Origin of the sequence: Actinoplanes sp. NPDC049802 (genome assembly GCF_040656595.1) — a bacterium.
Classification (GTDB): Bacteria; Actinomycetota; Actinomycetes; order Mycobacteriales; family Micromonosporaceae; genus Actinoplanes.
Genome location: NZ_JBFAMR010000008.1, coordinates 138229 through 149912, shown reverse-complemented (window position 1 = coordinate 149912; position 11684 = coordinate 138229). Strand labels below are relative to the sequence as shown.

The following is an 11684-nucleotide window of genomic DNA, read 5'->3' as shown; positions in this document are numbered from 1 at the left end:
GCCGTCCTCCTTACCCTTACCTGCCGACCAGGCCGGTACGGTTGATCAACTGGTCGAGCATCGAATCGATGGTGGTCAGCACCCGGGACGCGGCCTCGTACCCCCGCTGGTAGGTCAGCAGGTTGGTCATCTCCTCGTCGAGGTTGACCCCGGACTCGGCGTCCCGGGAGGCGTCGACCTGATCGGTCACCGCGTTCTGGATGTCCCGGCGGCGGATCGCCGACTGCGCCGACACCCCGAGCTCGCCGATCAGCGCCCGGTACTCGGCGTCCGCCCCGTCCTGTGCGTCGTCCAGTTCGGAGAGTGCGAACGCCAGGTCGCCGTCCAGGATCCGGGCCCCGCTGCTCTGCGGCGCGGTCGGGTTTCCGGACGAGACCGCGACCTTGTCCACGTCGTCGAGCAGGTCCTTGTTGACGGCGATGTTCGACGCGTTGATGGTCGAGTCCGTCTGCGGGACGGCGCTGCCGTCGACGAAGAACTGCAGGCCGCTGCTGCCGTCCAGCCCGTACGCGCTCTCGTGCAGGCTGTTGACGTCCCGGGCCAGGTAGGTGGCGATGGTGTCGAGCCGGTTCGAGATCGTCTTCAGGATGCCGTTCTTGCCCAGCGTCTCCAGTTGGGCGCCCATCGTGCCGCCGGCGTGGACCACGCCGTCGTTGTCCGACCATTGGAGGGTCACGTCGAGCAGCGGCAGATCCTCGAGCCGGGTCGCGGCCGGCTGCTTGATCTCGATCTCGCGGACGTTGTACTCGCTGACCAGCTGGGCGCTTCCGATGTAGACGCTGATCGCGCCGTTCGGCAGGTCGGTCGCGGTGGCGCCGACCATCTCGGAGAGCTTCAGGATCTGCCGGCCGCGCTGGTCCATCAGCTCGTTGGCCTGGAGGCCGGCCTCGTGGGCGACCACGATCTCCTGGTTCAGCTTGGCGATCGAACGGGCCGCCGCGTTCACGTCGCCGACGTAGGTGTCCAGTCCACCGCGGGTCGAGGTGTACTGGCTGTTCAGCGCGGCCGCCGCGTCGTTGAGCGAGGCCGCGACGGTGGTCGCCTGTTCCAGCAGCGCCGACTTCGGCGCCTTCATCGTGGGATTGGCGCCGACGTCGTTCCAGCCGTCCCACATGTCCTGGAGGCGGGCCTGCAACGCGGTGTCGCTCGGCTCGCCGAAGACGTCCTCGACCAGGTTGTACACCCCGGCCCGCTCGTTGTGGAACGCCGAGTTCGCGTGCTCGGTGTAGCTGCGCTGGTCCAGGGCCGTGTTGCGGAGCCGCTCGACCGAGGAGACGGTGACGCCACCGCCGATCGCGTCCGTGGTGGCGTAGACGCCCGGCACCAGATTGGCGTTCTGCGCGTGCATCACCACACGTTGCCGGGTGTATCCCTCGGTGTTCGCGTTCGCAATGTTCTGGCCGGTGACGTCCAAACCGCGGCGCTGCGCGTACAGCGAGGTGAGCGCCGTGTTGAGTCCGCTGAAAGTGCTGCCCATCAGATCGCCTCATCAACCAGGGTGGGGCGCCGCACGGCGCCGCTGACGGTCTGGCCCTGCGGCCCGTACGTTTCCACAGTCTCGGCGAACGCGAGCATGGTTTCGCGAGCGGCGCGCTGCCCGGCCGTGAGCAGGTCACGGTTGACGTCGGCCAGGGCCCTGATCTCCGACGTCAGCAGCAGGAATGCCTTGCGGTGCTGGTGCAGCAGGTCCGACCAGGGGTCGGGCGCCGCGTCGGCGAGCTCGCCGAGCGATGCGTCCGGCGACAGGCCGAGCTCCACGGCGACCTCCTGCGCGTAGGCCGCCCGGATCACCTCGGTCTGCCGGATCTGGTCGAGCACGACCTCCACCTCACGGGTGGCGTGGCTGAGCCATCGGGACCGGTTGGACGCGAGGAGCAACTGCTCCTCCTCAAGCTTGAACAACAGCATCTCCAGCAGCTCACGTGAGCGCCAGAGGACACTGGCCAGGTCGGTCAGGCTCACCCGGTCCTCCGTCGTTTGGCTGGTCGGGCTCGCCCCCTCGACGGACCCGCTCATTCGGACAGGTCGGCACATCACCCGTGCCGCTGAGCGGTTTCCCCCGATCGGCACTTCTCCGGTTCGCCCGAAAAGCCGGAAAATTTTTCGGAGAATCCTCATGGCCTCTCGGCGATCCGCCGAAGGGATGTGACGTAACACCACGGCTCATGGACGGGCCGGCACAGACCCCAGTCAAGGAGGAATTCACCAATGGGTCTTCGCATCAATCAGAACATCGCCGCGCAGAACGCCTACCGGAACCTGTCGGTGACCGACAACCAGATGTCGAAGTCGCTGGAGAAGCTCTCCAGCGGTTACCGCATCAACCGGGCGTCGGACGACGCGGCCGGGCTCTCGATCTCCGAGGGCCTGCGGGCGCAGACCGGTGGCCTCAAGGTCGCCGTCCGCAACGCGCAGGACGCGATCAGCGTCGTGCAGACCGCTGAGGGTGCCCTCAACGAGGTCACCGGCATGCTGCAGCGTATGCGCGACCTGTCGGTCCAGGCCAACAACGCGTCTCTCGACGACGAGGCGAAGCAGGCCGCGAACGGCGAGTTCCAGCAGCTCGCCGCCGAGATCGACCGGATCGGCGAGACCACCTCGTTCGGTAAGTCGAAGCTGCTCGACGGCTCGTTCGGCAACACGAACCGCCTGGTGTCCAGCGGCACGGCGATCACCTCCGTGCCCGCGACCGCGGACCTCACCCTCACCAGCATCAACGGAACCGCTGTCCCGAACAGCCCGGTCACGATCACTCCCGTCTCGCTCGACGACGCCGACGGGAACCGTCTCAGCGCGCAGGCGGCCGCGGCCAAGGTGCAGGAAGCCCTGGCAACGGCGCTGAAGGCGGCCGGGCACACCGGTGACGAGATCCAGGTGACCGCTGAGGTCGACTCGACCGGCACGATCGTCTTCGCGGCGTCCGGCGCGGACGAGTTCGACATCGCGTCCACCGCGCTGGGCCTCGCGGGCGGCGGCTCGACGGCCGTCACCACGCCGACGACCCCGGGCGCGTTCCAGATCGGCGCCAACGCGGGCGAGACCCTGACCGTCGGCATCAAGAAGGTCGACTCCCAGACACTGGGTCTCAACAACCTGGACCTGACCCGGCGGGCCACGCCGACCGTCGAGTCCGGCGCGAACGAGGCGATGAAGGCGCTCGACGTCGCCATCCAGTCGGTCTCCGACACCCGGGCCCGGCTGGGTGCTCACCAGAACCGCTTCGAGCACACCATCAACAACCTCAACGTGGCGGTCGAGAACCTCTCCGCCTCCGAGTCCCGGATCCGTGACACCGACATGGCGCAGGAGATGGTGCAGTTCACCCGCAGCCAGATCCTCACCCAGGCCGGCACCTCCATGCTCTCGCAGGCCAACCAGGCCTCGCAGAACGTGCTGTCGCTGCTCCGCTGACGCTGACACCGGCCGGCAACCGGACGGCCACCGGCCACAACTGAATCTCATCCGCGAACGACCGAACAGGTGGGGGTAGCCGGCAAGCCCAGCCGGCTACCCCCACTCCGCAATCGTCCTCGGTACGAAAGCAGGTTTCCGTGACCAGTTCTGTTGACGGCCTCGTCTCCGGCCTCAGCACCTCCTCGATGATCACTCAGCTGATGAAGGTCGAGGCGGCCCCGCAAACCAAACTCAAGACCAAGGTCGAGACCGCGGAGACCGCGATCGCGTCCTACCTGTCCGTCAACGCGAAGATCAAGGCGGTGCGGTCGGCCGCCGAGTCGATGTCCTCACTCCCCTCGTGGCGGTCCCTGAAGGCGACGTCCAGCTCGGCGAACGTCACCGCCACGGCGGTCGGCGGCGTCAGCGGCATGGCCGGCAGCCTCAAGTTCGACGTCAGCTCGGTCGCCCGGGCCCAGTCCTCGGTGCTCGAAATCAGTGACACCAAGGCGGAGCAGGCCTTCCCGGCGTCCGTCACGATCCAGCCGGGCACGTGGAGCCCGGACGCGGACAACGACGGCGTCGACGAGTTCACGCCGGTCGGCAACCCGGTGGTCGTGACCATCGAGGAGCCGCGAACCGCCGCGAAGCTCACGTCGGCGGTCAACTCGGCGGTCAACGCCGATGGCGTGAACCTCGGCATCCGCGCCTACACCGTCTCCACCACCGGTGACGAGGGCGTCCTGCAGTTCACCGGGATGAAGACCGGCGCCGCCAACGGTTTCCAGATCAGCGGACTGGAGGGCTACGGCAAGAACGGCACCGACCCGAAGACGGCGTCCGCCAAGGACGCGGTGCTCACGGTGAACCCGCTGAGCACGTCCGAGTACAAGGTCACCAGCAGCACCAACACGTTCAGCGCGCTCATGCCCGGTGTGACCCTCTCGGTCACCAAGGAGGAGCCGGGGGTCACGGTCGACGCCACCGCGGACACCGCCGCGATCTCCGCCAAGTTCCAGGCCCTGGTGGACGCGGCCAACGCCGCCCTCGCCGAGATCAAGACGCAGACGGCGTACGACCCGGAGACCAGGAAGGGGTCTCCGCTGACCGGCGACTTCACCATCCGGCAGATGAACCAGGCCGTGCTGAGCATGGTCAGCAACGGTCTGACATACACCAAGACGCTGCCCACGGACGCGGACAACGACGGCGAGAAGGACACCGCCACGGTCGAGTTCGGGTCGCTCAGCCAGTTCGGCATCGGGTTGGACCGGGACGGTCTGCTCACCTTCAACGCCAACGAGTTCAACAAGTCGTACGCCGATGACCCGGGCAAGACGCAGGAGGCTGCCATGGCCTTCGGCAGCCAGTTCAGGAGTCTCGCGGACAAGCAGATGAAGACGGTGACCGGCGTGGTCACCGGCCGGAAGAGCGAGATCTCCTCACTCACCGAGCAGATCGACAACTGGGATGTGCGGCTGATCGCCCGCAAGGCCGCGCTTCAGCGCCAGTACGCCGCCCTGGAGACCGCGCTCGGCAACATGCAGAACCAGTCGAGCTGGCTCTCCGGACAGCTGTCGGGTCTGAGCTGACGACCCGTACCGCACTTCAGCCGACCGCCACCGACCGAGGGACTTCCATGAGCGCACCCAACCTTCGCGACCGCTACCTCCAGGACTCGATCAACACCGCTTCGCCGGCGAAGCTGCTGATCATGCTGTACGACCGGCTGATCCTCGATCTCATGCACGGCGAGGAGGCGATCCGCCACGGCGACCGTCAGCTGGCGAACGAGCGGATCTCGCACGCTCAGGAGATCGTCCTGGAGCTGCGCACCACGCTCGACATGGAGACCTGGGACGGCGCGCCCGGCCTGGCAGGCCTGTACGGTTTCGTGCTCACCGAGCTGATCGGGGCGAACATCAAGCAGGACGCCGACCGGGTGGCGAGTTGCCGGTCCCTGCTGGAGCCGCTGCGTGACGCGTGGCGCGAGGCCGCGACGGCGTCGACATGAACACCGTGGTGGCGCCGGACTGGCGCGAGGCCTGGACGGCGGCGCTCGACGACCTGGAGCTGGACGTCGCGGCGGTGGAGGCGATGCTGCTCGACGAGCGGCGGATCGCCGAGACACCGCCGTCGAACGTGTGGCGGCCGCCGACCGAGCTGGGCGCCCTGCCGCTGGAGCTGCGGCCACGAGCCGACGAGATCCTCACCCGGCAGCTGGCCGCGGCCGAGGAGATCGCCCGGCGGCTCACCGCGAACCGTCAGCAGATGGCGATGACCTCCCGGATCGAGACCGGTGAGGCGGTAAAACGCCCTGTATATCTCGATTGCGCCATGTGATCCGCTTTCCGAGACGGTCCCGGTCCCCGCACGGGGGTCCGGGACCTTTTCGTGTGCAACCTCGCGGCAACCGGTTGGGACTCAGCGGATCGGCGAGGTCGCCGAAGTGCAGGGTACGAGCACGGATCGCTCAACGAGGAAAGCCAAGGATCGGCGACTGAACGGATCGACTAGGGAGACACCTTGTTCGACGACCGCTCTTCGTCCGCGCTGCGGGTGGCCATCGGTGGCCTGGCCGCGCGCCAGCAGGCCATCGCCAACAACATCGCCAACATCGAGACCCCCGGCTACCGGGCCCGTAAGGTCAAGTTCGAGGAGGCGCTGCAGAGCGCCGTCGCCCGCGGCGCTTCGCCCGCCGGGGTGACCCCGAGTGTGCTGACGTCGCTGGAGCCGACCCGGCTCAACGGCAACAACGTCAACCTCGATCACGAGACGCTGCAGCACATCGACACCACGATGCGCTACAACCTCGCGATCCGGGCGCTTGACGGCAAGTACAACTCGCTGCGCGAAGCCATCAAGGGGGCCTGACGATGAGCACCTTCAACGCGATCGGCATCGCCGGCAGCGGAGTCACGGTCTACCGCAAGTGGCTCGACGCGGTGGCGGACAACCTCGCCAACATCAACACCACCACGCGTACGTCCGAGAACGCCTTCCAGGCCCGGTACGTCGCGGCCCGCGCCGCGCAGGACGGCAACGGGGCCGAGGTCGCCGGCATCCGGTACGGCAACGCCGAGGGGATCCTGGCCTACGAGCCGGAGAGCCCGCTCGCCGACGCCGAGGGCTACGTCCGCCGGCCGGACATCGACATGGGCGACCAGATGGCGCAGCTCATGATGGCCCAGCGTTCCTACCAGGCCAACCTCGCGGTCGTCGACCGCGCACGTGAGTCGTACGCCGCCGCGATCAACCTCGGGAAGTGATGAAACGTGACCTCACCGATCAATCCCATCGGCGGCTTCTCACCCGTCGGCGGCGTCAGCGGTCTCGGCCTCAGCGGCATCGCCGGCTTCACCGAGAAGGCCGAGACGACCGCCGCCGCCCAGGGGCCGAACGCCGACTTCGCCGGCATGCTCGCCAAGGGCATCGAGAACCTCCAGGCGTCCCAGACCAAAGCCGCCGACCTCGCCGTGCAGGTGGCCGACGGCCGCCTCCAGGACCCGGCGCAGTACACGATGGCCGCCACCGAGGCATCCCTCGGACTGCAGCTGACCATGGCCGTCCGTAACAAGGCCGTCGAGGCCTTCCAGGAGATCATGAGGATGCAGGCCTGATATGACCGATCGCCTTCCCGCTCCGGTTCGCCGCGTCACGGACACCTTCAAGTCCTTCACACCCGGACAGAAGGCTGTCACGATCTTCGCGGTTCTCGCCCTGATCGTCGGTGGCTACTTCTTCGCCACCTGGGCGGCCAAGCCGTCGTACCAGATCCTGTTCAACAACCTGTCGACCAAGGACGCGAGCGCGATCGTCGAGTCGCTGCAGAAGTCCGGCACCCAGTACGAGCTGGCCAACGACGGTCAGACCATCCTGGTGCCGCGCGACCAGGTGAACGCCCTGCGCCTGCAACTGTCCGGCGAAGGTCTGCCCAACGACGAGGGCACCGGCTACTCGCTGCTCGACCAGCAGGGCATCACCACCAGCGACTTCATGCAGCACGCCAACTATCAGCGGGCGCTGGAGGGTGAGCTCGCCAAGACCATCAAGTCGATCGACGGCGTCGAGGCGGCCACCGTGCACCTCGTCATGCCGAAGGAGGACGTCTTCACCGAGGACCAGACCAAACCGACCGCGTCGGTGCTGGTCGCCTCGAAGGCCAGCAACCCGCTCGACACCCAGCAGGTGCAGTCGATCGTGCATCTCGTGGCGTCGAGCGTCGAGGGTCTCGACCCCACCCAGGTCACCGTGGCCGGCTCGGACGGGCGGATGCTCTCCACCGGTGGCGGCAACATCATCGGCGCGGCCGGCGCGGACAGTGGCGCCGAGCAGCAGACCGTCGCGTTCCAGAACCGTCTGAACGGCTCCCTGCAGCGGATGCTCGACAACCTGGTCGGCCCCGGCCACTCGGTCGTCACCACCACGCCGGTCCTGGACTTCGACCAGGCCGAGACACGCAGCAAGAAGTACAGCGCCGACCCCGCCCTGCCGGCCGAGTCGGAGAGCGTCAACACCGAGACCTACACCGGCACCGGCAGCGGGACCGGCGGTGTGCTCGGCCCGGACAACATCCAGGTCCCCAACAACGCCGGCAACGGCCAGTACCAGAGCAAGAACGAGGTGCGCAACCGCCGCTTCGACGAGGTCGAAGAGGTACGCCGCAACGCGCCGGGCAGCATCGAACGGCTCAGTGTCTCGGTTCTGCTGGACAGCACGGTCGCCGGACAGGTCGACCCGAACGAGGTGCAGCAGATGCTCAGCGCCGCGGCTGGCATCGACCCGACCCGGGGTGACACCATCGCCGTCGCCTCGATGCCGTTCGACACCAGCCAGGCCGACGCGGTCCAGGACGAGCTCGCCGCCGCCGCCGAAGCCGAGAAGTCGGCCAAGCAGACCAAGCTGATCCAGACCGCCGCGCTGCTGTTCGTGGTGCTCATGCTGATCCTCCTGGCCTGGCGGGCCAACCGGCGCGCCCGGAAGCGTCAGCAGCAGCTCACCGAGGAGGAGCGCCGGCACCTGGAGGAGATGCAGGCCGCGCTCGAGGCCCAGCGGGCGGCCGAACTGGACGTCGCCGTCCAGCACCAGCTGCAACTGCCGGAGATGGCGGACCGCACCGACGAGGCGCGGGAGGAACGGCACCGGGAGATCGAGGACCTGGTCCGGGAGAAGCCCGAGGAGACGGCTTCACTGATCCGCAGCTGGATCTCCGCCGACACGAGCAACCGCTGAACCACAGGAGTTTCCGTTGACGACACCGGCGCTCACCACGCTCAACATGACCGGAGTACGCAAGGCCGCGATCATGCTCGTCCAGTTCGGCAAGGAGCAGGCGGCCCAGGTCATGGCGAACATGACCGACAAGGAGGTCGAGATGGTGTCCGCCGAGGTGGCTCGGCTGGGCAAACTCGACCCCCACCAGGTCGACGACGTGATGGACGAGTTCTACGCCATGGCTACCACCCGATACGCCGGGTCGGGTGGCATGGACTATGCACGAGAGCTGTTGGAGGCGTCGCTCGGCAAGGACCGGGCGGCGCTCATCCTCGAACGGCTCGAAGCGTCGATGAACGACATCCCGTTCAACTTCCTCAGCAACGCCGACCCCCGGCAGCTGCTCTCCTACGTCCAGTACGAGCATCCGCAGACCATCGCGCTGGTGCTGGCCCACATCCCGTCCGGACTGGCGTCGTCGATCCTGGCCGGGTTGCCGCTGGAAGTGCAGACCGAGGTCGCGCACCGAATCGCGATCATGGACCGGACCTCGCCGGACATCATCCGCCAGGTGGAACACGCCCTGCAGCGCAAGCTGTCCAGCGTGCTCCAGCCGGACGAGCTCTCCACGGTCGGCGGCCTCCAGCCGCTGGTCGACATCATCAACCGCGCCGACCGCACCACCGAGCGGCTCATCCTGGAAGCCCTGGAAGCCCGCAACCCGGAGCTGGCCGAGGAGATCCGCCGCCGGATGTTCATGTTCGAGGACATCGTGAACCTCGAGGACCGCGCGGTGCAGCTCATTCTGCGCCAGGTGGAGCCGGCCGACCTGGCCACCGCCCTCAAGGGCGTGCCCGAGGGCGTCCGGGACAAGGTCACCAAGAACCTCTCCGAGCGCGGCCGGGAGAACCTGCTGGAGGAGATGGACCTGCTCGGCCCGGTGAAGGTCAAGATGGTCGAGGAAGCCCAGGCCAAGATCGTCGGTGTGATCCGCAGCCTGGAGGACTCCGGCCAGATCGAGATCCAGCGTGGCGGCGAGGCCGATGAGCTCATCGCCTGACCGCCCGGTCATCCGTGGGGCGGTGGCCGACAACGCCACCGCCGCACGGTTCGCGGTCGACCTGCGCGCCGAGCAGCCGGTCGACAACGAGGCCGTGGAAAGGGCCAAGCAACAGGCCCGGACCACGGGATACGCCGAAGGGTGGGCGCAAGGCAAACGCGACGCCGCGGTGGCCACGGAGGCTGCCGCGGCCCGCGCCGTCACCGCCGAGGAGGCGTACGAGCAGCGGCGCGCGACCGCGCTGGCGCACGCGGTGAACGCCCTCGGCCGGGCCGTCACCGAACTCGAGAACCAGCTCATGCCGACCTTCACCGAACTGCAGGAGGTCGTGCTGGCCGGCGCCTGGGAACTCGCCGAGGCGATCATCGGCCGGACCCTGCGGGACGACCCGGAACGCGGCGCCGACGCACTGCGCCGGGCCATGACGGCCACCCCCGAACACGGTCCGGTGCGGGTCAGCCTGCACCCGGACGACTACCGGACGCTCGTCGGCGAGTCCGCCGGCACCGACTACGACTACAACGGCCGGACGATCGTGCTGCGCCCCGACGCGTCCCTCCAACCGGGCGACGCGATCGCCGAGACCGGCACCGCGACCGTCGACGCCACCATCGCGGCCGCCGTCGAACGGGCCCGCGAGGCGCTACGCCTCTGACCGGGCCTTCGACTCCCGAGGGGGAACGCCATGACCGATGTCTTCCAGCACCGGCTGCGCGCCGCCGTCGAAGCGGCGCGGCCACTGGTCAGCGGCCGGGTCACCGGCGCCGTCGGATTACGGGTCACGGTCGGCGGGCTCGAAGCCAACGTCGGTGACCTGCTGCGGATCGGCACCGGTCCGGACACCGTCCTGGCCGAGGTCGCCGCCCTCGACGGCGACCGGCTCTCCTGCATGCCCCTCGGCCCGATCGCCGGCATCGGCGCCGGCACCCCCGCCGTCAACACCGGCGGGCCACTGCGCATCTCCGTCGGGCCCGACCTGCGGGGCCGGATCCTCGACGGTCTCGGCCGGCCGATGGACGGCGGGCCACCGCTCCGCGGCCGGCTCGTCCCGATCGACGCGGCACCACCCTCGGCGATGGAACGGCAACTCGTCGGAACACAGATGTCGCTCGGCGTACGGGTGCTCGACACCCTCGTCCCGTGCGGCAGAGGCCAGCGCATCGGCATCTTCGCCGGCTCCGGAGTCGGCAAGTCCACCCTGATGAGCCAGATCACCCGGGGCACCGCGGCCGAACTCAACGTCGTCGCCCTCGTCGGTGAACGCGGCCGGGAGGTGCGCGAGTTCATCGAACACGACCTCGGCCCCGAAGGCCTCGCCCGCTCGGTGCTGGTGGTCGCCACCTCGGACACCCCGCCCCTGGTCCGGTTGCGGGCCGGTGCGGTGGCCACCCGGATCGCCGAGTACCACCGGGACGAAGGCGCCGACGTGCTGCTCATGATGGACAGCGTGACCCGTGCGGCGATGGCGCAACGTGAGGTCGGCCTGTCCGTCGGCGAGCCGCCTGCCACCCGCGGATATCCGCCGTCCGTCTTCGCGATGCTCGCCTCCCTGCTGGAACGCGCCGGGCCCGGCGCCCGCGGCAGCATCACCGGCCTCTACACCGTGCTCGTCGAAGGCGACGACCACAACGAGCCGATCGCCGACGCGGCCCGCTCGATCCTCGACGGGCACATCGTGCTCGACCGCAAGCTCGCCACCGCCGGCCACTTCCCGGCGGTCCAGGCCCTCGACTCCGTCTCCCGGGTCGCCAACAAGATCACCACCCGGGAGCAGCGGTCCGACGCCATCGAACTACGCCGCCTGATGGCCGCCCACCGCGAAGTCCGCGAACTCGTCGAGATCGGCGCCTACGTGCCCGGCACCAACCACGACGCCGACCGTGCCAACGCGGCCTGGCCGCAGATCAGCGCCTTCCTGCGCCAGGACCTCGACGACCGAACCACCGCCGACTCCGCCTGGGCGGCCCTGCGCGCCCTGATCGCGACGATCTGAACCCCTTTTCAGGTACGCGTGACC

At 68.6% G+C, this 11684-nt stretch carries 13 protein-coding genes; 11 read left to right on the top strand and 2 right to left on the bottom strand.

The annotated features are described in order from the left end of the window. Positions 1-16 precede the first annotated feature (16 nt). Both flgK and AB0I88_RS08605 read right to left on the bottom strand, forming a co-directional pair. Positions 17-1477 carry a flagellar hook-associated protein FlgK gene (gene flgK, locus AB0I88_RS08610; protein ID WP_361020228.1) on the bottom strand — a complete coding sequence of 487 codons (1461 nt, stop codon included), beginning with the start codon at positions 1475-1477 and terminating at the stop codon, positions 17-19. After that, positions 1477-1962 carry a flagellar protein FlgN gene (locus AB0I88_RS08605; protein WP_361020226.1) on the bottom strand — a complete coding sequence of 162 codons (486 nt, stop codon included), beginning with the start codon at positions 1960-1962 and terminating at the stop codon, positions 1477-1479. Before AB0I88_RS08605 ends, flgK begins: the two co-directional genes overlap by 1 nt. A 246-nt stretch (positions 1963-2208) precedes the next feature. Here AB0I88_RS08605 and AB0I88_RS08600 point away from each other — a divergent pair, with 246 nt between their 5' ends. From AB0I88_RS08600 to AB0I88_RS08550, 11 genes are all read left to right on the top strand, one after another. After that, positions 2209-3411, top strand: a complete 1203-nt coding sequence (locus AB0I88_RS08600; protein WP_361020224.1) for a flagellin — start codon at positions 2209-2211, stop codon at positions 3409-3411. Between the two features lie 140 nt (positions 3412-3551). Further along, entirely contained in the window at positions 3552-4985 is a 1434-nt protein-coding gene (gene fliD, locus AB0I88_RS08595) for a flagellar filament capping protein FliD (RefSeq protein ID WP_361020222.1), read from the top strand. A gap of 47 nt (positions 4986-5032) precedes the next feature. Beyond that, the gene (gene fliS, locus AB0I88_RS08590) at positions 5033-5407 is read left to right on the top strand and encodes a flagellar export chaperone FliS (RefSeq protein WP_361020220.1); all 375 of its coding nucleotides are present in this window, start codon (positions 5033-5035) and stop codon (positions 5405-5407) included. Next, positions 5404-5736 (top strand): hypothetical protein, encoded by a 333-nt coding sequence (locus AB0I88_RS08585; protein WP_361020218.1) that lies wholly within the window; start codon positions 5404-5406, stop codon positions 5734-5736. Before fliS ends, AB0I88_RS08585 begins: the two co-directional genes overlap by 4 nt. 183 nt (positions 5737-5919) lie before the next feature. After that, positions 5920-6267 (top strand): flagellar basal body protein, encoded by a 348-nt coding sequence (locus tag AB0I88_RS08580; RefSeq protein ID WP_361020216.1) that lies wholly within the window; start codon positions 5920-5922, stop codon positions 6265-6267. A gap of 2 nt (positions 6268-6269) precedes the next feature. After that, on the top strand, positions 6270-6662 hold the full coding sequence (locus AB0I88_RS08575; protein WP_361020214.1) for a flagellar basal body rod C-terminal domain-containing protein: 393 nt from the start codon (positions 6270-6272) through the stop codon (positions 6660-6662). Between the two features lie 6 nt (positions 6663-6668). Further along, positions 6669-7013 (top strand): flagellar hook-basal body complex protein FliE, encoded by a 345-nt coding sequence (gene fliE, locus AB0I88_RS08570; RefSeq protein ID WP_361020212.1) that lies wholly within the window; start codon positions 6669-6671, stop codon positions 7011-7013. 1 nt (position 7014) lies between these two features. Next, the gene (gene fliF, locus AB0I88_RS08565) at positions 7015-8625 is read left to right on the top strand and encodes a flagellar basal-body MS-ring/collar protein FliF (protein ID WP_361020210.1); all 1611 of its coding nucleotides are present in this window, start codon (positions 7015-7017) and stop codon (positions 8623-8625) included. Positions 8626-8641: 16 nt separating this feature from the next. Further along, a complete protein-coding gene (gene fliG / locus AB0I88_RS08560; protein WP_361020208.1) occupies positions 8642-9667 on the top strand; it encodes a flagellar motor switch protein FliG in 1026 nt (341 codons plus the stop codon). Beyond that, complete coding sequence (locus AB0I88_RS08555) at positions 9651-10322, top strand: FliH/SctL family protein (protein WP_361020206.1); 672 nt, start codon at positions 9651-9653, stop codon at positions 10320-10322. The genes fliG and AB0I88_RS08555 overlap by 17 nt, the downstream gene beginning before the upstream one ends. Before the next feature lie 30 nt (positions 10323-10352). After that, the gene (locus AB0I88_RS08550) at positions 10353-11660 is read left to right on the top strand and encodes a FliI/YscN family ATPase (protein WP_361020204.1); all 1308 of its coding nucleotides are present in this window, start codon (positions 10353-10355) and stop codon (positions 11658-11660) included. The last annotated feature ends 24 nt before the right edge of the window (positions 11661-11684 follow it).

Bases quoted from the DNA above. Each gene is read 5' to 3' on its own strand.
- flgK (WP_361020228.1), bottom strand. From the start codon at position 1,477: ATGGGCAGCACTTTCAGCGGACTCAACACGGCGCTCACCTCGCTGTAC.
- AB0I88_RS08600 (WP_361020224.1), top strand. From the start codon at position 2,209: ATGGGTCTTCGCATCAATCAGAACATCGCCGCGCAGAACGCCTACCGG.
- fliS (WP_361020220.1), top strand. From the start codon at position 5,033: ATGAGCGCACCCAACCTTCGCGACCGCTACCTCCAGGACTCGATCAAC.
- AB0I88_RS08585 (WP_361020218.1), top strand. From the start codon at position 5,404: ATGAACACCGTGGTGGCGCCGGACTGGCGCGAGGCCTGGACGGCGGCG.
- AB0I88_RS08575 (WP_361020214.1), top strand. From the start codon at position 6,270: ATGAGCACCTTCAACGCGATCGGCATCGCCGGCAGCGGAGTCACGGTC.
- fliF (WP_361020210.1), top strand. From the start codon at position 7,015: ATGACCGATCGCCTTCCCGCTCCGGTTCGCCGCGTCACGGACACCTTC.
- AB0I88_RS08555 (WP_361020206.1), top strand. From the start codon at position 9,651: ATGAGCTCATCGCCTGACCGCCCGGTCATCCGTGGGGCGGTGGCCGAC.
- AB0I88_RS08550 (WP_361020204.1), top strand. From the start codon at position 10,353: ATGACCGATGTCTTCCAGCACCGGCTGCGCGCCGCCGTCGAAGCGGCG.